General features: G+C 65.7%; 19 protein-coding genes and 1 tRNA gene. 9 read left to right on the top strand and 11 right to left on the bottom strand.

The features are described from left to right. Window positions 1-48 precede the first annotated feature (48 nt). Window positions 49-1587, bottom strand: coding sequence for an adenylate/guanylate cyclase domain-containing protein (locus JF515_RS02065; RefSeq protein WP_203100520.1), 1539 nt, complete (start codon window positions 1585-1587; stop codon window positions 49-51). 150 nt (window positions 1588-1737) lie between these two features. Here JF515_RS02065 and JF515_RS02070 point away from each other — a divergent pair, with 150 nt between their 5' ends. The 3 genes from JF515_RS02070 to JF515_RS02080 all read left to right on the top strand — a co-directional run bounded on the left by JF515_RS02070 (window position 1738) and on the right by JF515_RS02080 (window position 3135). After that, window positions 1738-2301 carry a nitroreductase family protein gene (locus tag JF515_RS02070; protein ID WP_203100522.1) on the top strand — a complete coding sequence of 188 codons (564 nt, stop codon included), beginning with the start codon at window positions 1738-1740 and terminating at the stop codon, window positions 2299-2301. Continuing rightward, window positions 2294-2764 carry a YiiD C-terminal domain-containing protein gene (locus JF515_RS02075; RefSeq protein WP_203100524.1) on the top strand — a complete coding sequence of 157 codons (471 nt, stop codon included), beginning with the start codon at window positions 2294-2296 and terminating at the stop codon, window positions 2762-2764. The genes JF515_RS02070 and JF515_RS02075 overlap by 8 nt, the downstream gene beginning before the upstream one ends. Before the next feature lie 283 nt (window positions 2765-3047). After that, a tRNA-Ser gene (locus JF515_RS02080) sits at window positions 3048-3135 on the top strand. A 230-nt stretch (window positions 3136-3365) separates the two neighbouring features. On the opposite strand, the gene JF515_RS02085 is transcribed toward JF515_RS02080, so the two are convergent. The 5 genes from JF515_RS02085 to JF515_RS02105 all read right to left on the bottom strand — a co-directional run bounded on the left by JF515_RS02085 (window position 3366) and on the right by JF515_RS02105 (window position 8081). Continuing rightward, window positions 3366-3716, bottom strand: a complete 351-nt coding sequence (locus JF515_RS02085) for a helix-turn-helix domain-containing protein (protein ID WP_203100531.1) — start codon at window positions 3714-3716, stop codon at window positions 3366-3368. Further along, the gene (locus JF515_RS02090; protein ID WP_203100533.1) at window positions 3694-3960 is read right to left on the bottom strand and encodes a type II toxin-antitoxin system RelE family toxin; all 267 of its coding nucleotides are present in this window, start codon (window positions 3958-3960) and stop codon (window positions 3694-3696) included. Before JF515_RS02090 ends, JF515_RS02085 begins: the two co-directional genes overlap by 23 nt. Before the next feature lie 148 nt (window positions 3961-4108). Then, window positions 4109-6502, bottom strand: a complete 2394-nt coding sequence (locus tag JF515_RS02095; RefSeq protein WP_238400798.1) for a TonB-dependent receptor domain-containing protein — start codon at window positions 6500-6502, stop codon at window positions 4109-4111. Window positions 6503-6598: 96 nt separating this feature from the next. Then, window positions 6599-7522 carry a FecR family protein gene (locus JF515_RS02100; protein ID WP_203100534.1) on the bottom strand — a complete coding sequence of 308 codons (924 nt, stop codon included), beginning with the start codon at window positions 7520-7522 and terminating at the stop codon, window positions 6599-6601. A 52-nt stretch (window positions 7523-7574) separates the two neighbouring features. Beyond that, window positions 7575-8081, bottom strand: a complete 507-nt coding sequence (locus JF515_RS02105; protein WP_203100536.1) for an RNA polymerase sigma factor — start codon at window positions 8079-8081, stop codon at window positions 7575-7577. Between the two features lie 286 nt (window positions 8082-8367). On the opposite strand from JF515_RS02105, the gene JF515_RS02110 reads away from it, so the two are divergent. The 4 genes from JF515_RS02110 to JF515_RS02125 all read left to right on the top strand — a co-directional run bounded on the left by JF515_RS02110 (window position 8368) and on the right by JF515_RS02125 (window position 12574). Then, window positions 8368-8862, top strand: coding sequence for a Csu type fimbrial protein (locus JF515_RS02110; RefSeq protein WP_203100539.1), 495 nt, complete (start codon window positions 8368-8370; stop codon window positions 8860-8862). Window positions 8863-8975: 113 nt separating this feature from the next. Then, window positions 8976-9608: a fimbrial biogenesis chaperone gene (locus JF515_RS02115; protein ID WP_203100541.1), complete on the top strand. Its 633-nt coding sequence runs from the start codon at window positions 8976-8978 to the stop codon at window positions 9606-9608. A 39-nt stretch (window positions 9609-9647) separates the two neighbouring features. Continuing rightward, a complete protein-coding gene (locus JF515_RS02120) occupies window positions 9648-12173 on the top strand; it encodes a fimbria/pilus outer membrane usher protein (protein WP_203100543.1) in 2526 nt (841 codons plus the stop codon). Then, window positions 12146-12574 (top strand): spore coat protein U domain-containing protein, encoded by a 429-nt coding sequence (locus JF515_RS02125; RefSeq protein WP_203100545.1) that lies wholly within the window; start codon window positions 12146-12148, stop codon window positions 12572-12574. The genes JF515_RS02120 and JF515_RS02125 overlap by 28 nt, the downstream gene beginning before the upstream one ends. On the opposite strand, the gene JF515_RS02130 is transcribed toward JF515_RS02125, so the two are convergent. Next, window positions 12568-13527 (bottom strand): formate/nitrite transporter family protein, encoded by a 960-nt coding sequence (locus tag JF515_RS02130; RefSeq protein ID WP_238400799.1) that lies wholly within the window; start codon window positions 13525-13527, stop codon window positions 12568-12570. The genes JF515_RS02125 and JF515_RS02130 overlap by 7 nt on opposite strands. Window positions 13528-13679: 152 nt before the next feature. Beyond that, window positions 13680-14672 carry a sodium:calcium antiporter gene (locus JF515_RS02135; protein ID WP_338015160.1) on the bottom strand — a complete coding sequence of 331 codons (993 nt, stop codon included), beginning with the start codon at window positions 14670-14672 and terminating at the stop codon, window positions 13680-13682. 179 nt (window positions 14673-14851) lie between these two features. Here JF515_RS02135 and JF515_RS02140 point away from each other — a divergent pair, with 179 nt between their 5' ends. Beyond that, a complete protein-coding gene (locus JF515_RS02140) occupies window positions 14852-15811 on the top strand; it encodes an OmpA family protein (protein ID WP_203100547.1) in 960 nt (319 codons plus the stop codon). Here JF515_RS02140 and JF515_RS02145 read toward each other — a convergent pair. From JF515_RS02145 to JF515_RS02155, 3 genes are all read right to left on the bottom strand, one after another. Then, window positions 15808-16764, bottom strand: a complete 957-nt coding sequence (locus JF515_RS02145; RefSeq protein ID WP_203100549.1) for an alpha/beta fold hydrolase — start codon at window positions 16762-16764, stop codon at window positions 15808-15810. The genes JF515_RS02140 and JF515_RS02145 overlap by 4 nt on opposite strands. A 20-nt stretch (window positions 16765-16784) precedes the next feature. Next, a complete protein-coding gene (locus JF515_RS02150) occupies window positions 16785-18416 on the bottom strand; it encodes a long-chain-fatty-acid--CoA ligase (RefSeq protein WP_238400800.1) in 1632 nt (543 codons plus the stop codon). 531 nt (window positions 18417-18947) lie between these two features. After that, window positions 18948-19190: a hypothetical protein gene (locus JF515_RS02155; protein ID WP_203100551.1), complete on the bottom strand. Its 243-nt coding sequence runs from the start codon at window positions 19188-19190 to the stop codon at window positions 18948-18950. Here JF515_RS02155 and JF515_RS02160 point away from each other — a divergent pair. After that, complete coding sequence (locus JF515_RS02160; RefSeq protein WP_203100553.1) at window positions 19189-20409, top strand: branched-chain amino acid ABC transporter substrate-binding protein; 1221 nt, start codon at window positions 19189-19191, stop codon at window positions 20407-20409. The two genes, JF515_RS02155 and JF515_RS02160, sit on opposite strands and share 2 nt — an antisense overlap. Window positions 20410-20480 lie beyond the last annotated feature (71 nt).

Genomic DNA, 20480 nt, shown 5'->3' on the forward strand with positions numbered 1-20480 from the left:
CCCGGTGGTGTTGAGTTCAGGGGTATAACTTGCAACGCCTTTCTTGTATCACATCCGCACCCGGTCCTGAATACGCTGGGCCGCCTGGCCGAGCATCTCCACCACCTTCTCCTGGTCGCGCTCGCGCAGTCGCTTGGCGTCCACGTACAGGGCGAAGCCCTCGGTCTCATAGCGCAGGGTCACCGGCTGGCCTTTCTTCAGTTCGGCGGCGCAGCCCGCCAGGGTCTTGAGAATGGTCTTCTTGTCGAAGTTGTGGATGCGCTCCAGATCCACATGCAGCCCCAGCCCGGCGCTGTCCACGGTGACGAAGCGCCGCTTGCTGCCGGCATGGCGTTTGAGTTCGTGGGCTTCGTACACGGTCACCGGGCGGTTGAACCCCTTCACCTGGATCTCGCCCACGCTACGGCAACGCACCCGGTCCTTCACCAGCCGGTGGGTGCCCTCGGAAATCAACACCTGGCCAGGCCGGCAGGCGGATTCCAGGCGGCTGGCCAGGTTCACGTCGGTGCCGAGGATGGTGTAGTCCATGCGGCTGTCGGTGCCGAAGTTGCCCACGGTGACGAAGCCGGTATTGATGCCGATGCGGATCTCCAGCTTCTGATCAATGCCCTCGTGACGCCATTTCATGCGCAGGAAGCGCATGTATTCCTGCATTTCCACCGCCATGGCCACGCAGCGGAAAGCGTCTTCCTGGGCGCCGGCGCTTTTCGGGTCGCCGAAGAACACCATCACCGCGTCGCCGATGAACTTGTCGATGGTGCCGCCATAGTGCAGGGCAATGCGCGTCATTTCGCTCAGGTAGGTGTTGAGCATGCGCGTGAGGGTATCCAGCGGCAACTCCTCGGAGATGGTGCTGAAGCCACGGATGTCGGAGAAGAAAATGGTCAATCGTTTGCGGCGCGTTTCCAGCTTGGCGTCGCGCTTGCCGGAAAACAGCGAGCCCCACACCTGGGGCGGCAGATACTTGGCCAGCTTGCGGGACAGCTCCACCGCCTGTTGTTGCTGCTCGCTCACCCGTTCCTGGGCCTCGCGCAGAATGCGCGTCTGGTGGTTGGCGTAGAAGGAACTGGCGCCCACATGCAGGGCCAGGCCCACCAGCGACAGCACCGACAGACTCTGCGGCACGGGCGTGGGCTGCCACGGCACGTTCAGTGCCAGCGCTCCCGCGACGGCACCGGCGGCGGTCATCAGCAGGTTGAGCAGCCAGGCCTTGAGGCCGCCGCTGCTCGCCGAATTGGCGTGCACGATGATCAGCAACACCAGGCAGGGCACCACCGAGAAGTGCAGCAGAGCACAGGCCACGCCGACAACGGCGGCGTCGAGCTGCATCAGCACCCGGGACACTCGCTCGGCCCGCACGTCCCGGCGCTGGGCCATGAACACCGCGGTCTGGGCCAGTAATGGCCAGGCCAGCAGTGCCGCCACGCCGAGCAGGAACGCGGAGGGGTACAGCCCCAGGCTGATGCCCGCGAACAGCAGGGTGGCCGCTACCACGAAGGCCAGCAGGCGAATGTAGTTGCTTAGCCGCTGCGCGCGCTGCTTGGGGTCCAAGTACGGGCGCCGGGGGCGATGCTTGGGTGTGCTCATGAAGCGCAATCTGGACGCAATGTTCGAAGGAGCTTACCCAGTTGTGCGTTCAGAAAAAAGACTGATCGAAATTTGCACGCGGGCCGCCGCCGGGGTTCGTCGCTTCCATGGGAAGCGGTTACACTACGGCGTTCTCAAGCAGGAGCCACCATGGACACCCTTACCGCTCTGACGCAACGCGTTTCCGTGCCCCGTCTCACCGAGCCCGGCCCCGACGACGATCAGTTGCGCCGGCTGCTGGAGGCGGCCATCCGCGCCCCCGATCACGGCATGCTGCGTCCCTGGCGGTTCATCGTGCTGCGCGGCGAGCAGCGCCAGCGCCTCGCCGACATCATGGAGTGGCGGCTGCTCAAGCGTCAGCCGGACGCCGACCAGGCCGCCCGCGACAATATTCGTGGCAAGGCCCTGCGCGCGCCGGTGATCATCGTTGCCGTGGCCGAGGTCACCGAAGATCACAAGGTGCCGGTCTGGGAGCAGGTGGTGGCGGTGGGTGCCGCCGTACAGAACATCATGGTGGCCGCCCATGCCATGGATTTCGGCGCCATGTGGCGTACCGGGGATCTGGCCAACGACGAAAGCGTCAAGGAGAAGCTGGGCTTCGCCGACAAGGACCAGGTGGTGGGCTTCATTTACCTGGGCACGCCGGCGGTACCGGCCAAGCGGCTGCCCGACGAAAGCCCGGACGACTTTCTGCGCGAGCTGCCCCGTGGCTGACCTGGAGGCTTTGGCCGGGCGGGTGCGCGCCGCCATCCCGCTGACCCGGCATCTGGTATTCCGTTATACCGGCTTCGACGGTGATGCCCTGACGCTGGCCGCGCCCCTGGCCCCCAACCACAACGATAAGGGCACCTTCTTCGCCGGCAGCCAGGTGGCCCTGCTGACTCTGGCGGGCTGGTCCTGCACCACCCTGATCGCCGAGGCGGTGATCGCTGGCACGGACGATCCAGGCCGCGCCGTGGATGTGGTGGCGGTGGAGGGCAGCCAGCAGTATCGGCTGCCCCTGAAGGACGATCTCACCGTCACCGCCTGTCCGGCGCCGGGCCAGCGTGAACGTTTTAACGAACGACTGATCCGGCGTGGTAAGGCCACCCTGACGGTCCAGGCCCGCGCCACCAATCCAGCCGGCGACACCGTGTGTGAATTCCAGGGCCTCTACCTGGCCCGGCTGGTGGACTGAGCGCTGTACAAACCCTCGCCAAACGAACCGCGCCGGCCTTGCCAGCATCGCGCCCCTCGGGTACCCTACGCGCCCTCTGCACTGGTCGCAGCCGACCGTTCAGCTGTGTGGAGCACAATCAGTTTTGGTGAGGTGTCCGAGTGGCTGACGCCTTGCCGAAGGCAAGCGAACGTCGCTGCTAGGCAGCGACGGCCCCGAAGGGGTGAGGGCAGAATGCCCGAATAGCGAGCACGCTTGCGTGCGACTGCCAGAGCAGGCGCAACCGGTAGTGACAATCAGTTTTGGTGAGGTGTCCGAGTGGCTGAAGGAGCACGCCTGGAAAGTGTGTATACGGCAACGTATCGAGGGTTCGAATCCCTCCCTCACCGCCAAATAAAGAACCCCGCGCAAGCGGGGTTTTTTATTTGGCGGTCAGGGCGGCTCTGGTAAGAACCCTCCGGTTCGACAAGCCGGCCAAAGGCCGGCGCACCTTCCCTCACGACCTATGATGCTGTAGGAGCGGCTTTAGCCGCGATCCGGCGTTGGGTGTCGCCCAATCGCGGCTGAAACGGAAACGCCGCCCGGCCGCTCCTACTGCGATAGATAGTCCCACAGCCAGCCATCACCCGGTCAGCTGCGCCACCTCGCACTCCAACGCCCGCGCCCAGGCGCGCAGGGTTTCCACATGGGGCCTGTTGCCCGCTTTCTCGGCCTGGGCCACGGCGCCCTGGGTGACGCCCAGCTTCTCGGCCAGGCGCGCCTGGGACAGGCCCCGGTGCTTGCGCCAGGCGGCCATGGGGCTGAGATCCTTGGCGACCATCAGCGTCACCACCTCGTGGGGCAGGGTGACGCGATTGTCGGCGTCCAGCAGCTTCTGGTATTCATCGAACGGCACCACGGCGTACAGTGGGTTGCCGCTGTCATCCCGAATGATCTGCGCGTTACCGTTGTCAGCCTTGGTAGGTTCGCTCATCTCGCTTTTTCACCTCTTGTACCGTAATGATCCGTACTCCGTCGTTCAGATCGAACAACACCCGGTAACGGCCAACGCGAAGCCGGTAGCCGGCCTGGCGCCCCTTCAGGGCCTTAACGTTGGCGGCGTTGGTCGGGCAATCCGCGAGGCGCGCCACCGCGCCGAGAATCGCCATCCGCTGTTTGTGCGGTTGAATCCCGCGTAACTGCTTCACCGCCGTTTTCGTCCATTCGATACCGTACATTCGTCATCCATGACCTGATTTCTTATTTTTTAATTGAATTATTAGTATTTGGTCATTTTATCTAATTAAAGTCAAGGGGCCGCCGTCCCCGGGGTGGGGACGGCGGTGGTGGGGCCGGAGGAGGATGGGAGATTGGAGGGGGCCGGGCTCAGAAGTCGACGCTGTAGCCCAGGCTGTAGACCCGGCCACGGCCGGTGAAGTAGAAGTCCGGGCTGACCCGGCCGGCCTGGGAGTAGTAGGTCACGTAGTCCTTGTCGAACAGATTCTCCACGCCCAGTTTGACGCGGCCCACCGGCAGGGTGCGCACCAGGGAGGCGTCCACCAGGGTGTAGCCGTCGAAGTCCAGGCCGTCCTGGTCGAAGCTGCGGTCGCGATAGTGGTTGACCTGCACCAGCGAGCGCAGGGTGTCGTTCCAGCTTGCGTTCCAGGTGGCGCCGATGCGGTCGGGGGCCACGCTCAGGCCGTTCAGGGTGGTGTCCACGTCGCCGTCGCCGTCGGTGTCGGATTCCCCTTCCTGGTGGGTGTAGGTGAGGCCCAGCTCATGGGCGTCGGTGACGCGCCAGTCCAGGGTCGCTTCCACGCCCTTGATTTCCACTTTTTCCCGGTTGACCACGAACACGCCGTTCTCCTCGGTGAGACGCTCGCCGTAGTCGGAATCCGATTCAAAGTAGCTCACCTCGAAGCGGGTGCGCTCTCCGTTGAATCGCAGGCCCACCTCCCGGTTGTCGGTGACGATGGGTTTCAGGGCCAGCAGGTTGTCCACGTCCTGGCCGGTTTCGTCGATGCCGCGCAGCACCCGGCCCACGTCGGGCATGCCGAAGCCTTCGGAATAGTTGGCGAACAGCTGCACCTGGTCGGTGAGCTGGTAGGTGGCGCCGATGTTGTAGAGCATCTCGTCGAAGTCCGGATCGCCGCCGCGCACCAGTACGCCGTTGTTGGCTTCCACGGTGCGGTAGTCGTCCACTTTCAGCTTGGCGTACTCATAGCGGGCGCCGCCGGAGAAGGCGAGCCGGTCCAGGGGGCGCAGGTCCAGTTGCACGAAGCCGGCGTAGTTGCGGTATTCGGTTTCCGGCACGTAGACCCGGTCGGTGAGCACCAGGCTCTGGCGGGTTTCGTCGCTGAGCACGTCGAAGCCGGTGGCCAGGTCCAGATGGTCGCGGAGCAGCCCTTGGCGCTTGAGGGTGAACTGGCTGCCCATCTTCTCGGATTCGTTGCGGGTCTGGTCGAGCAGCGTGCCCACCGGGGCCAGGGCCGGGTCCTGGAAGGAGCCGGAGCGCAGCGCGCCAAACTGGCCTTCGAAATCCTGGTAGTAAACCTGGGCGTCCAGTTCATTGCCCAGCCAGTTGCCATGGCTGTAGCTGAGTCGGGTGGTGGTGACCTTGTTGAACATGGGCTCGCCTTCGGCACCGCCTTTCTCGGCGCTGGTGGGAATGCCGTTGGCCAGGTCGCCGGGCACCGCCCGGTAGTCGTGGTCGCCTTCCAGTTCGAAGCGATTGGCGCTGAACGTGATGTTCTGGTTGTCGTCCAGCCAATAGCCCGCCTTCAGAAACAGATCGTGGCTGGTGGAGTCCTGGATCTCGCCGGGGTAGGCGAAGCCGATGGCGCGGTCGCGGCCATCATAGAACAGCCCGCGCTCCTGGCGGCTGGCGGCGGCGACGATGTCCCAGCGTTCGGTCTGCCCGGTGAAGCGGTAATCCAGCTTGTGCCCCAGGCCATCACTCTGGAAGTCGTCGTCGCTGGTCAGGCTGACGCCCACGTGCTGCTGGAAGCCGGGCTTCTCCGGGCGGCGGGTGACGAAGTTGATGATGCCGCCGGTGGCGCCCAGGCCGTATTCGGCGCTGGCGCCGTGGATCACCTCGATGCGTTCCACCATGCTCAGGTCGATGGTGTAGCTGGCGCGCCCGCCGTTGCGCAGCGGGTTCGATTGGGGCACGCCGTCGATCAGAAACTGGGGGGTGCGGCCACGGAAGGTCTCGCCGGTATTGGACAATTTCTGACGGCTCGGCGAGTAGGACGGAATCAGGTTGGCCAGCACCGCGCCGGGATCATCACTGATCGCCATCTGCTCCTCGATCTGCTGGCGGGAGATCATGGTGATCTTGCGCGGAGATTTGCCGGCCACGGTGTGGCTGCGGGCGGCGGAGACCACCACGTCTTCCAGTTGATGGGCGCTGCTCCGGGCCGGCGGCGCCGGGATCAGGTGCACGGTGAGCCGGCCACTGTCCGGGGTCTGGTTGGTGCGGTAGCCCACGCCGGTGCCGGCCAACAGGACGTCGAGCGCGCCGTTGACACTGTACTGGCCGCGCAGCGGGGCGCTTTGTCGGCCTTCCAGGTCCGCGCCGCCAACGATCAGGTCCACGCCGGCCTGTTCGGCGAAGCTCAGCAGGGCGGAGCGCAGCGGTTGGGCGGGCAGGTCATAGGTGCGCTCCGCCGGCGCGGTGAGTGTGCTCTCGGGTGTTTCGGCCTGGGCCTGGAGCGCGGGGGACAGCAGCATCAGGGCAAGCCCGGCGCCGCCCAGGCGGCGAGAAAACGTCAAAGCCATAACCGGTCGATCCTTACATCAATGGAAATGAGAAGCGTTGTTGTTGAGGGCTATGACGTTTGAGTGCGCGGATGCAGTAAATTTTTTCGTGATCGTTCAATAGAGCAGGGTCAGGCCGGGCAGGTTCTGGCTCTTCAGGCCCAGGCTGGTGGCCAGGGCGGGCACGCCGCTGTCCAGGTTGTCCAGGTGCAGCACCGCTTCCACCGGAGTGCCACCGCGGGCGCGGTCGAGCAGTACCACCGGGCGCGACCGGAAATCGTTGATGCGCGCCAGCGCGGCACTTAGAGGGGTTTGCTCGAACACCAGCACGCCTTGAGCCCAGCCCGCTTCGCGGGGCGGGTCCAGCGGCAGCGGGCGGATGCCGTCCTGGTCCGTGAGGCGGGCGGCATCGCCGGCCTCCAGCAGGCGCTCCCGGCCACCGGGCAGGCGCGCGCGTACCCGGTGCTCGGTGACGCCCACCTGTTCGGCGCCGTCACGATGACGCACCCAGAAAGCGGTGCCCCGGGCGGTGAAGTCCGCGTCGCCGCTGTGCACCGTGAACGGGCGCGGTTCATCGGCGTTGATCGGCGCTGGCCGGAACAGGGCCTCGCCGCGCAGCAGTTCCAGGTTCCGGGCACGGTCGTTGTAGGCCACCCGCACGGCGGCGCCCGGGGCCAGGTCCAGACGGCTGCCGTCGGCCAGGGTCAGGGTGAGCGGCGTGGCACCGGCCAGGTAGTCCGCCCTTGCCCGCAGCCACCAGTCCGGCGCCTGCCAGGCGATTACCAGTAGCGCCGCCGCCGCCACCGCGAGCCAGGCGGTGGCCCGGCGTGGCTTGGTGGTGGCGCCGACCGTGGCCGGTGGTACCTCTCCGGCCAGTTCCCAGTGCATCTCCAGCTCCGCCAGGGCTTCGCCGTGGGCCGGGTCGGCGGCCAGCCAGGCCTCCAGGCGGTGCTGCTCCCCGGTGTCCAGAGGGCCGGCCTGGCAGCGCAGCCACCAGTCACGGGCGGTGCGTTCCACGGTGTTGGAGAAAGGCTGGGGCATGGCGTGCGGTCCGTGCGGGAGCTTCCCAGGAGTGGGTTGAGGGGCGCTATTGTCAGTCATCGGCACGGGTCTGGTCGAGGATGTAACGCATGGCCAGCGCCAGGTGCTTCTGAATCGAACTGGTGGACAGGCGCAGGGCCCGTGCCGCCTCGCCGTGGGTGTGACCCTCGATACGGCACAGCTCGAACACCCGCCGGGAACGCTGCGGCAGCCGCTCCAGGGCCGCCGCCACCGCGTCCACCCGGCGCTGGCTTTCGTAAAGGATATCGGGACGCTCGCTGTCGTCGAGCAGGTCGTCCCACTGCTCCGGGGTCAGGGTGTTGGTGCGCCAGGTCTCATGACGGCGACGGTGATCGGTGAGCAGGCGGCCGGCCAGGGTGTACAGGTAGGGCAGGGGACGTTCGATGGTTTGCCGCCGGCTGTGCGCCAGCAGGCGGGCGAAACACTCCTGGGTAAGATCCTCCGCCAACTCCGGGTCGCCGGTACGCAGCCACAGATAACGATGGATCTTGTGGCGGCACCGCGCATACAGATGCGGCATCGGAGGCTGGGAGGTCATGGCTGCCCGTGCGGGAAATCAAACCGTAATTGTTATTGATTCTTATTCCTTTGTCCAGGCACCTCATTATTGGTGAGCTTGGGGTGAGAGAGAGAGAGGCAGTAATAAATAACTAGTGAATGTCAAGATATAGGCTATTGGTATTAATTATTTCTTCTTATTCGTGTGAACTGTATCACGAATAAATAGTGAACTCTGTATTTAGAATCCGCCCGGTGGAGGACGAATCGTTTTGTTCTTCACCCCTCAAAACCGAGTCCCAAAGGACCAATCAGGAGTGACTCCGATGAAACAACTTCAGCTTGCCATACTGTCCACCCCCCTGCTGCTGGTCGGCGCGTCGGCGCTGGCCGCCACCACCACCGACACCTTCCAGGTCTCGGCCACGGTGCTGGACGCCTGTTCAGTGACCGCCGGTGATCTGGCCTTCGGTAACGTGGACATGCTTAGCGGTACCGACGTGGACGCCACGTCCAGCATCGAGGTGACCTGTTCCACGGGTACCGCCTACGATGTGGGCATCGGCCCCGGCACCGCCGACGGCGCCACCACCAGCAGCCGCCAGATGGGCGACGGTGGCACCGGCGCGCTTGATTACGCTCTGTACAGCGACGGCACCCGGGACACCAACTGGGGCGACGTGGTGGATACCGACACCGTGGCCGGCACCGGCGACGGCGGCGTCCAGACCCTGACCGTTTTCGGCCGTGTTCCCAGCGGGCAAACCGGCGTCGCCGCTGGCGCTTACACGGACACCGTCACCGTGACCGTGACCTATTGATGCGGTCGTTTCTCCTCGTGGTAAAGCGGGCGGGAGCGCGAAGCGCGCTCTCGTTCGCCGTTTTGCTGGTTTTGTCGTTTTGGCTGGCGCCGATGGTGGCGTGGGCCGGCGGCATGCGAGTGACGCCGATCCTGCAGGCGCTGCCCCACGATCGCGCGATGGCGGTCTATCGGATTCATAACCTGCGCGACGCGCCGCTCACCGTGCAGATTCGAGCCTGGCGCTGGCAACGGGAGGCCGGTGGTCGCCAGCTTGAGGACGCCCCGGACCTGCTGGTGGTACCGCCGCTGGTGACCCTGGCGCCGGGCCAGCAGCAGTTGGTACGCATCGCCCGGCGCGGCGCGGACCGGGACCGGGAGTTAGCCTATCGGGTCCGTTTTCAGGAAATCGCCGAACGTTCGGCGGATGCCGGCCTGGCGGTGGGCACCACCGTGACCATGGACGTGCCATTGTTCTTGCTGGCGCCCGCCCCCCGGAAGCAGTCGGAATGGCGTGTGATCCGCGACGGCGGCGAGCCGCGCCTGCGGATCACCAATACCGGCAACCGGTATCTGCGGCTGCCTTCGCTGACGGTGTCCGCCGGCGACGGTCCGGCGCGGTCGCTGGGCGCCGGCGCTCAATACGTCTTGATCGGCGAGACCCGGGAATGGGTGCTGCCGCTGGAGCCCTCGGACCTGGGGGAGGGGCTCACGGTCCATTATCAGGAGAAGGGACGCATGGTTTCCCGGCGCTTGGCCAGCCCCTGACCGATGGGCGATGGCCGGCTCCCGATCTGGCTCGTCGTAGTGGCGTTGCTGTGGTCCACGCACGTGGCGGCGCAACCCGGGGAGCACTGGTACCGCAGCAGCGTGGATCATTACCTGACCCGCTACCACGCCCTGGTGCTCGATGGTGACCGAGGGCTGGCGGTGCGACGCCTGGATCTGATCGAGCTTGGTTTGCCCGTGCCGCCGAAGGGGACCGAGGTATTCCACTACCAGGGCGAGGTGTTCTATCCGCTGTCGTCGTTGCCGGATCTGCGCCTGTTGATCGATCACGACGCCGAGCAAGCGCATTTTCAGCGCCGTGGCTTGTCGGCCCTGCCGACGCCGCCCAATCCGGAACTGCTGCTGACCGTGGCCCTCAACGGCCAGCCCCCGGGTGATCCGGTGCTGGTGCGGTTTCGCGCCGGGCATTTCCATCTCGACGACGACGGCGTGCGCGCCCTGGGGCTGGACCCGGCGCGCCTGCCGGTGCCGGGCCCGGAGGGGTATACCCTGAGCGGGCTGGCCGGGGCTCGGTTCACCGTGGATGTGCTCGCGCAAAGCCTGATCATGACGGTACCGCCGGGCTATTTCGTCACCCACCACCTGAATGCCGGGCACACCCGCCCGGCACCGCTGTCGGCGCCGGTTGAGCCATCGGTCATGCTCGACTATTCGATTACCGAGGGAGGCGACGGCGAACGCCGCTGGCGCAGCGGCACGGTGGACGCGGCGCTGGGCTGGGGCGATGCGTTCTGCGAAAGCCGCCACGCGTACCAATCCTGGGCCGACACCACGTTGCGCCTGGGCAGTCGCTGTGTCTGGAATCAGCCGGATCGGCTGCTGTCGGTGTCCCTGGGCGATGCGGTATCCGACCCGGCGGTGCTTGGCCAGCCGGTGCGCTATGGCGGCGTGCGCATCGGCACCGATTATGGTCTGGCGCCGTCGTTCGCCACCCAGCCCTACCTGTCCCTGGAGGGCAGCGCGCGGGTACCCTCGGTGCTGGAAATCTGGACCGACCAGATGCTCAACGAGCGCCGCGAGATTCCACCGGGTCCGTTCCGCATCGACGATTTGCCCGCCTACACCGGCGCCGGCAACCTGCGCGCGGTGGTGCGCGACGGCAGCGGCCAGCCACTGACCATCGTGCAGCCGTTCTACTCCGACCCGGCATTGTTGGCCCGGGGATTATCGGACTGGTCCCTGGAGTACGGTTACCAGCGGCGCGATCCGTTATCGGCCGACGCCGCCTACGACCGCGACCCCTTCGCCGCGGTCACCGCCCGCCACGGCGTGCGTGACTGGCTGACCCTGGGGGTACGCGGTGAACATTTCGATACCCTCGACCTGGGCGCCGCCGAGGCGCGGCTGCGGCTCGGGCGGCTGGGGGTGCTGGAACTGGGCGGCGCCGCCAGCGACGGCCCGGAGGGTGGCGGCGAAGCCTCGGTGATCGGCTTCTCCCGGCGCGGTCGCTGGCTGTCGCTGGGCTGGCGGCAATGGCGTGCCGGGCAACAATTCGTATCGCTGGGCTACCCACTGCCCGGTGAGGCTCCGGCGCTGCAGCGCCAGTCGAATCTGGGGTTGGTGTTGGGGCGCGGCGTATCGCTGTCGCTGGGACGCGTCGAGCGCCGTTACCACGACGACCGCGACGACCAGGTCTTCGACAGCGCCGGGCTGACACTGTCGCTGGCGGGGGCCGGCCAGTTGTTGATGTCGGTGTTCCAGCCCCGCTCTCCGTCCGGGGACCGCCTTTATACCCTGGCTTTTACCCTGCCGCTGGGCTGGCGCGGCCACGCCACCGCCGCTGCCGGTGGCGCGAATCTGGAGGATCGCACACTGTCCTGGCAGCGCAACCCGCCCGCCGGCCCGGGCACCGGCTACCGGGCCCGGGTGGGCACGGTGCGCGAGCAAACCCTGCGCGAGGGTGACGTGACCGCCCAGAACCGCTATGCGCGGCTACGGCTGTATGGCCGCCGGCTGGGCGAGCAAAGCAGCGGCTACGGGGAACTGAGCGGCGCCCTGATCGCCAACCGGGCCGGCCTGTTCGCCAGCCGTTCGCGGCCCGGTGGCGTGGCGGTGGTGGACGCCGGCGCCTCCGACGTGCGGGTTTACCGTGACAACCATTTGATGGGCCGCACCGGCGCAAACGGCAAATTGGTGGTGGCCGGCTTGCTGCCTTATCAGCAAAACAGCCTGCGGCTGGCGCCGGAGGATCTGCCCCTGGATGCGCGGTTGGCCAGCGACCGGCAACCGGTGGTCACTGGCCAGCGCCAGGCCTTGACGGTGTCCTTCCCGGTGCGGCGCGACCGGCCGGTGAGCGTGCGTCTGACCCGGACCGACGGCCGCGCGGTGCCCGCCGGGGCGAGCGCCGAGCTCAACAACCGCCGCCGCCTGGTGGTGGGCCACGGCGGGCTGGTGTACGCGCCGCTGGATCAGGCCGGTGGCCTGTCCGGCACGGCCCGCTGGGACGGCGGCGCCTGCGATTTCACGGTAACCGCCCCGGCGGACGCCGATTACCCCCTGGATTTGGGAGCGATACCTTGCCATTCCGACCCCGAGCCACCCTGACCGCGCTACTGGCGCTCGCCGCCGCCCCGGCCCTGGCCTGTTCGGTGACCTCCACCGGGCTGCGGTTCGGCACCATCGATCCGCTCGCCGGCCAGGCGGCCACCGCCACCGCTTCGGTGAACGTGGATTGCCCGGAGGCGGGCGGTTATACCCTGACGGTAAGTCCCGGCCACGGTGACTACGCCGAGCGCTACCTGCTGGCCGGTGAGCGGCGCCTGTTCTACAACGTCTACGCGGACCCCGCCCACGGCCAGGTGGTGGGGGACGGTGGTGGTGTGTCCGTGGCTGTAAGCGGCGACGGCCCGGCGACCACCCACACTCTCCATGGGCTGATGCCGGCGCAACCCGGGGCGGTGCCCGGCGTCTATACCGACCAGTTGGTGATCACCGTCAGTTATTGATCGCGGCCCGGACGCTTGCGGGCGAAGCCCCAGGCGCCGCGTCGGCCCTGACGCTGGATGTCCATGTCGTTGCGAATCTGGGCGTGGCTGATCAAGGCGAAAATAAAGGTGCCGCCGATGATATTGCCGGCCAGGGTGGGCAACCCGAAGCGCAGCACGAAGTCCGCCCAACTGGCCTCTCCGGCGAACACCAGATAAAGAATCTCGCTGGCGCCGACGATGATGTGTGGGAACTCACCGATCGCCACCACATAGGTCATGATCAGGATCACCCAGGCCTTGGCCTGGTCCGCCGAGGGCATCACCCACACCATGGTGGCGATCACCCAGCCGGCGATGATGCTCTTGGAGAACATCTCGAAAGGGCTGTTCTCCAGCACCTTGTGGCCCAGGTCCAGGAAGGCGCTGCCCACCTCCGGCGAGAACATGGGCAAATGCAGAAAGGTAAAGGCGGCGATGCCGGCGCCGACCACGTTGCCGGCCAGCACCACGCCCCACAGGCGCATCAGGCACCACAGCTTGCCCAGCGTGGGGTGGCTCATGAAGGGCAGCACCGCGGTCACGGTATTCTCGGTGAACAGTTGCTGGCGGGCCAGGATCACGATCAGAAACCCCAGGGTGTAGCCCATGCCGCCAATCAGAAAACCGGCGTTGTTGTCCGGCAGATGGGCGTCCAGCAGACCCCGGGCCATCAACGAGGCGCTCATGGAGATGCCGGCGGCGATCGCCGACCACAGCAACGCCATGGCGTCGCGCTCCAGCTCCTTCTCGCCGGCCACGCGCAGCCGTTCATGCACCGCCGCCGCCCGGGAGGGCAGGTACTTTTCCTGCTCGTCCTCGTCGCCCTGGCCGTCGTCGGCCTCCACGGCCGCCTCCCGGCGTTCCCGCTCAACGGCGTCTTCCCAGGGGCTGCTTTCCTCGTCCTGCTCGGGTCGGTTCTGGTGATCGTTCAAACCGCTCTCCTGTGGGCTGCCGTCAGAGCGTGACGGGTGGCGGAACAGGTACTATAAACCGCCGTACATCAGCGAATCATAAAAGCCGGGTAAAAACCGGGTGCCACCTTTACCCTTGACGAGACGCGGGCTCGAAGAACGAACACCCGCGATCAGCCGCCATGCACCACCAGCACAATGCCCAACCCATACAGCAACAACACCGCCACGCTCTCAAAACCAATACCACCGGGCCCCTGCTCCTCACGCCGGATCAACCCCATCAGCAAGGCGCCGGTCATCAGGATCGACAACGACACCCACACCAGCAGATCGTCGCCCATCTCGGCGTAGATCGAACCGTCCCGGTAGGCGATGTCGGAGGCGGCGGTGAACAGGGTATCGAAGGCGTTGCCGCCGATGATGCCGCCCACCGCCAGGGTCAGAGCGCCTCGCCGCACGGCGGCCACCGAGGTGACCAGCTCCGGCAGGGATGTCACGGTGGCGGTGAGCAGCAGGCCCATGGTGGTCTGCGCCAGACCGGTTTGTTCGGCGATGGCGGTGGCGGCGTTCTCCAGCGCCCAACCGGTGGCGCCGAGCAGCGCGCCCAGGCCGAGAAAGGCAATCAACAGGGTTCGCAGGGAACGCCGCAGATTGTCCTCCTCGGGTACGTCCTCGCGGGTTTCCCGGGTGCGCGCCGGCTGCCACATGGGCTGGTCCCGGGTGCTCTGGATCAACCGCAGACCATACGCATAGGTCGCCAGCAGCACCGGCGTGGCCGGGTGGATGCCGAACAGGGTCACCGGCGGAGCGAAGGCGCCCACCAGGATCACCGCCATCAGGGTTACCAGCAAGGCGCCCTGCATCAGGTTGGCGGCGGAGGCGGCGGCGTGTTCCAGATTGGCGCGCCGGTAGAACAGATCCGCCACGGCGAGAAAAGCAGTCTGCACCGCGATGCCGCCCAGGGCGTTGCTGAGCGCCAGATCCGCGTTGCCCTTGAGGGCGGCGGTCACCGACAGCACGCTGCCGGACAGGGACGTGGTGGCGCCCAGCAGCACGGCGCCCGCCAGGGCCTCGCCCACCCGGGTACGGTCGGCCAGCTCGTCCACCACGGCGGTGATTCTGACGCCGGCGGTGGCGACGATCGCCACGCAGGCGAGGAACACGGCGATGCTCAGGGGCAGGGAATCGTGAAGGAAATCGATGGGGCGCTCCTGTCCGGATCAGGCCCGAGTCTACCGGTTACGGCGGCGGGCAAAAAAGGCCACCGGGTTTACACTTTTTCCACAGTGGCGGGTCGTGAACTTGGTCATGATTGCCGCCGTGACCGCAACAGGGGAACGGCATGCACATCATCACCAGGAGCGTCCTGATGGCCTCCGCCTTGCTGGCCGCCACGCCGGCCCTCGCCGCCGGCGAGCAGGCCGATCCGCGCGGCTGGAACGCTTCGGCCATGGGGATCTATGTGTTCGAGGACCAGGACCGCAACGACGTTGATTATGGCACCGGCCTGCGCTTCGGGCTGGGGCGGCAGCTCGGCGAGCACTGGGACCTGGAATGGAACGGCTTTGGCAACGCCCTGCAAAGGGACCGTGCCGGCGGCCAGCACTGGCAATATGGCCTGGGCGTGGACGCGCTGCGTTATAGGTATCGCGAGGGGCCGTCACCCTATGTGCTGCTGGGCGGCGGCGGCGTTTATACCGATTCCAACCGGGGCACCGACACCAACGGCTTCCTGAATGCCGGCGCCGGCTTGCACTTCCGCGACGTATGGGGCGCTATGGGCCTGCGTATGGAGCTGCGCTACGTGATGGATTTTTCCGACGATGGCAGCGGCAACGAGCCGTTCAACGACGTACGCGCCCTGGTGGGGCTGACCTTCCCGCTGTTCGGCGGTGGAGATCTGCGCACCGAGACCCGCATCATCGAACGCGAACGGGTGGTGGTGAAGCCGGTGCCGATGGCGCCGCCGGAGGTGCTGCATGGCGTCAACTTCGAATTCGATTCCGCGCGTCTGACGCCCAACGCCAAGACCGTTCTGCGCGAGGTCGCCGAACGGCTGGGTGCTTACCCCAACAGTGAAATCGAGATTGCCGGGCATACCGACTCCACCGGCGACGCCGGTTACAACCAGCGTCTCTCGGAGCGGCGCGCCGCTTCGGTGCGGGATTTTCTGATCGATCTGGGCGTCGACCCGGGCCGCCTCCAGGCCAGGGGCCATGGCGACACCCGCCCGGTGGACAGCAACGCCACCGAGGACGGGCGCGAGCGTAACCGCCGCATCGAAATGCGACGCATCCGCTAGCTCAGAAAGCGGCCCAGGTGGTCGTTGACGGTATCGGCGGCTTCCATCTGCACCCAGTGGCCGACATCGTCGAGCAGCACGATGTCGGTGAGGTTGTCCATTAGTTCCGGCATGCGTTTGAGGGCGCGGCCGGCGAACTGGATCACCGGGTCTTCCTTGCCGGCCAGGAAAAACGCCGGCGGGTGGATGCGTTCGCGACCGTCCGCTTTCTGCTGCTCCCAGGAAGCGTCCATGGCCCGGTACCAGTTGATCGGTCCGGTCAGTCCGCTGCGCCGAAAGCTGTCTTCATAGACGTCCAGATCCGCTTCCGTCATCCAGTCCGGCTGCGGGCCGGTGGGCGACTGCAGGATATCGAGCATGCCGGTGGCGGCGCCCTTGACCCGGTACTTCTCCTTCATGCCGGGGCCGGAAATGGCGTGGTACATGCGCTTGAGAAAGTCGCGCACGTCCGCCTCCAGTTCCCGCTCCGGCACCTCCGGCTGCTGGAAATACAGCTGGTAGAAGAAACGATCGCCAAAGGCGGCGCGCATCTGTTCGGTGGGCGCCTTGGGGCCGATGCCCGGGTAGGGCACCGACAGGCCGGCCACGGCCAGCACCCGCTCGGGCTCCTGCCGGGCCACCTGCCAGGCCAGGGCGCAGCCCCAGTCGTGGCCCACCACCCGGGCCTGGTCCACGCCGAAGGCATCCAGAATGCCCATCACATCGGCCACCAGGATGTCCTGGCGGTATGCCGATGCCGGCTTGGGGGCGGCGCTGCGTCCGTAACCGCGCAGGTCCGGCGCCAGTACATGGAAGCCCCGGTCGGCCAGGTAGGGCATCTGGTAGCGCCAGGAATAGCCGCATTCCGGGAAGCCATGCAACATGATCACCGTGGGATTGGCGGGATCGCCGGCGGCGCGCACGAAGAATTCCAGGCCGTTGGCGGTGACCGTGTGCTCCTTGAAATCGTTCATCCTGTTCCTCCAGGTGGTGTTCAGCCGGCGGCGGCCAGGTGGTCGCTGAAGCGATCGCGCAAATGCCGCTTGGATACCTTCCCGGTGGCGGTGTGCGGTAACTCCTCGACGAACAGCACGTCGTCCGGCAGTTGCCACTTGGCGATGCTTTCACCCATATGATCGAGCAGCGCCTGCTTGTCCTGGGCGGCGCCGGGGCGTGGCACCACGATCAGCAGGGGGCGCTCATCCCACTTCGGATGGGGCACGCCGATCACCGCGCACTCGGCCACATCCGGATGGGCGGCGGCCAGGTTCTCCAGGTCGATGGAGCTGATCCATTCGCCGCCGGATTTGATCAGGTCCTTGGCGCGGTCGACGATGTGCAAGGTGCCGTCCTCGTCCAGCGACGCCATGTCGCCGGTGGCGAACCAGCCGTCCTTGTCGAACGCCTTGGCGTTGGCCTCCTCGTTATTGAAGTACGCCTTGATCACGGTGGGGCCCTTTACGTACAGCTCGCCCACGGCTTCACCGTCCTGCGCCACTTCGTGGCCCTCGTCGTCCACCAGTTTCATGCGCACGCCGAACAGGCGGCGCCCGGCGCTGCTTTTGATGTCCAGGCGCTCCTCCAGGGGCAGTTGGTCCTCGCCCTCCACCAGGATGCCCATGCTGCCGGTGGGGTTCATTTCCGTCATGCCCCAGCCCTGCATGGCTTCGATGCCGTAATCCTGCTCGAAGGCGCGCAGCATGCTGCGCGGTGGTGCCGAGCCGCCGATCAGAACCTGGCGCAGGTCGCCGGGCTTGCGACCCCGTTCCTTCATCTCGGTAAGCAGCCCCATCCACACCGTGGGTACGCCCCAGGCGCCGGAGACGTTCTCCCGGTCCATCAGGTCGAACAGGCTGGCGCCGTCCAGCGCCGGGCCGGGCATGATCAGCGAGCAGCCGGTAAGCGGCGCCGCGTAGGGCAGGCCCCAGGCGTTGACGTGGAACATGGGCACCACCGGCAGAATGCGGTCGCCAACCCGGAACACGCCATTGGAGCCGGCCAGGGCGAACAGCGCCTGCAGCAGGCAGGAGCGGTGTGAATAGAGCGCGCCCTTGGGATTGCCGGTGGTGCCGGAGGTATAGCACAGCGCGCAGGCGGTGTTCTCATCCAGCTCCGGCCAGTCGTAGCTCTCCGGCTGGCCTTCCAGCAGCTCCTCGTAGCACAGCAGGTCGTCGCCGTCGGGCATGTGCGCGCGGTCGGTCATGGCCACATAGCGGGTGTGGGCGGGGAACTGGTCGCGCAGGCCGGTGATCAGCGGTGTGAAGGTGGTATCGAAGAAAATCAGGGTGTCGTCGGCGTGGTTGACGATGTAGGCCATCTGGTCCGCCGGCAGGCGCGGGTTGATGGTATGGCACACCGCGCCAATGCCGGCGATGGCGTAGTACAGCTCCATGTGGCGGTAGCCGTTCCAGGCGATGGTGGCTACCCGGTCGCCGGGTTTCACCCCTTGGGCCACCAGAGCGTGGGCCAGCCGCGCCACGCGGCGCCGGGTCTGGCGGTAGGTCTGCCGGTGCTCGCCGCCTTCCACGGTGGCGGAGACAATCTCCGCCTTGGGATGGACCTGGGCGCCATAATCAAGAACGTCCATCAAGGACAACGGCGCGTCCATCATCAGCCCATTCAACATGTGTCTCTCCCTCGCTCGGCCACGGACGATGCCGGGCCGGTGTTTTTATTTTGAACGGTTGTTTTGAAATCGTTGGTGAGCAATTCATACCGACGGCGGGGGAGGGGGTCAAGGCGCGATGGGAACTTTTTGCCACCGGTGTTACTTGAGGTAACAGGGCAAGGAAAAAAATAAGAAAAGTGGCAACAAAGCGCCATTTTTTTCCCGCCGTGTGAAACCCGCCCGCTTCGCGGGCGCGGTGCCGGCTCAACCGCTCCTGGTAGCGAAAACGCCGCCGTTGCGGGCTCTTCCGGGGCACGCGGCGCGCTGGCGCGATCGCCCCGTTGCCCGTCGCAATCGAACATTGCCGGCGGAGATTGTTGGGTTCATGCTGAAAACAGCGTCATCCTTGGGCTGGCGGCTTATTTAGGCCTGCATTGTTGACCTAAGGGTGTCCTGGAAAGAGGATAAAAATTGGCGCTGGACAGATTTATTTTCGTGCGCACATACTACCAAGTATGTTCACGGCACCGCCCCGCGAGCGAGAACGTTTCAGGCGGCGGCATGGATTAACATCGCTTTGCGAGCGCGCATAAAAAAACAAAAAAGCGCGCCCCATAAAAATACCGGAAGCAACGCAGCCCGGGCCTGAGGTCCGGAATGGAAAACATACAGAAAAAGTAAACAAAAAAAGTTGTCGCGTATCCATCGCGGATGGACGCCAAAGTGAAATGCCGGTTCGCCTGGCGAGACGCCAGGCGGCGGCAGAACAACAACAATCGTGGAGAGCGTCATGCTGAAATCCCTTTTCACCTTTATCACTGCCTCGCTGTTGCTGGTCGGTACCGCCGGCGCCGCCGAGACCGTGAAACTTGCCCTGATCGATCCCCTCACCGGCCCCATGGCCGGCGCCGGCCAGCCGGCACTGGAACACCTCAAGTTCGAAGCCAAGCGCATCAACGCCAACGGCGGTATCGCCGGCAAGCAACTGGAAATCGTGGGTCTGGACAACAAGGTAAACCCGCAGGAAAGCCTGGTGCAGTTGCAGAAAGCCATCGACAGCGGCATCCAGTACGTTACCCAGGGCAACGGCTCCTCGGTGGCGTCCGCGCTGATCGGCGCGGTGGGGAAGCACAACCAGCGCAATCCGGGCAAGGAAGTGCTGTATCTGAACTACGCGGCGGTGGACCCCTCGTTCACCAATGAGCGTTGTTCCTTCTGGCATTTCCGCTTCGACGCCAACGCGGACATGAAGATGAACGCGCTGACCACCTACATCGCGGAAAACAAGGACATCAAGAAGGTGTACCTGATCAACCAGGATTACAGCTTCGGCCACGCGGTGTCCAAGGCCGCCCGCGAAATGCTCAAGGAAAAACGCCCCGATATCGAGATCGTCGGTAACGACTTTCACCCGCTCGCCAAGGTGAAGGACTTCACTCCCTACGTGTCCAAGATCCAGTCTTCCGGCGCCGACGCGGTGATCTCCGGTAACTGGGGTCAGGACATCACCCTGCTGGTCAAGGCCGCCGCCGAATTCGGCCTGGACGCGCCCTTCTACACTTACTACGGCGCCAGCTCCGGCGTGGTCACCCAGCTCGGCGACAAGGGCGTGGACCGCATCTATCAGATCAACGAGTACTACGGTGACTTCGAGGATCCGGAGATGGCCAAGCGCCAGGTCGAGATGTACAAGGAAACCGGCTGGGACTTCTACTACCTGCGCTTGAGCACCATGCTCGACATGTTCAAGAAAGCCGCCGACAAGGCCGGCTCCACTGATCCGGTCAAGGTCGCCAAGGCGATGGAAGGTCTGACTCTGGAAACCACCAATGGTGAAGTGGTAATGCGCGCCGAGGATCACCAGATCCAGCTGCCGATGTTCATGTCCGTGATGAAGGACGACATGAAGTACGGCGCCGAAGGCACCGATTACAACTTCCACAAGGTAGCCCGGATCGAACGTGAAGACGTCACCCTGCCTACCACCTGCCGCATGCGCCGTCCCAAGTAAGACGGTCCGGCATCCCTTCGTGATCGTGCAGTAGGGGCAGTGGCCATGGCCACTGCCCCGGGAGCCTTGTC

The organism is Alloalcanivorax marinus, from assembly GCF_016785095.1.
In the GTDB taxonomy this organism is placed as follows: domain Bacteria; phylum Pseudomonadota; class Gammaproteobacteria; order Pseudomonadales; family Alcanivoracaceae; genus Alloalcanivorax; species Alloalcanivorax marinus_A.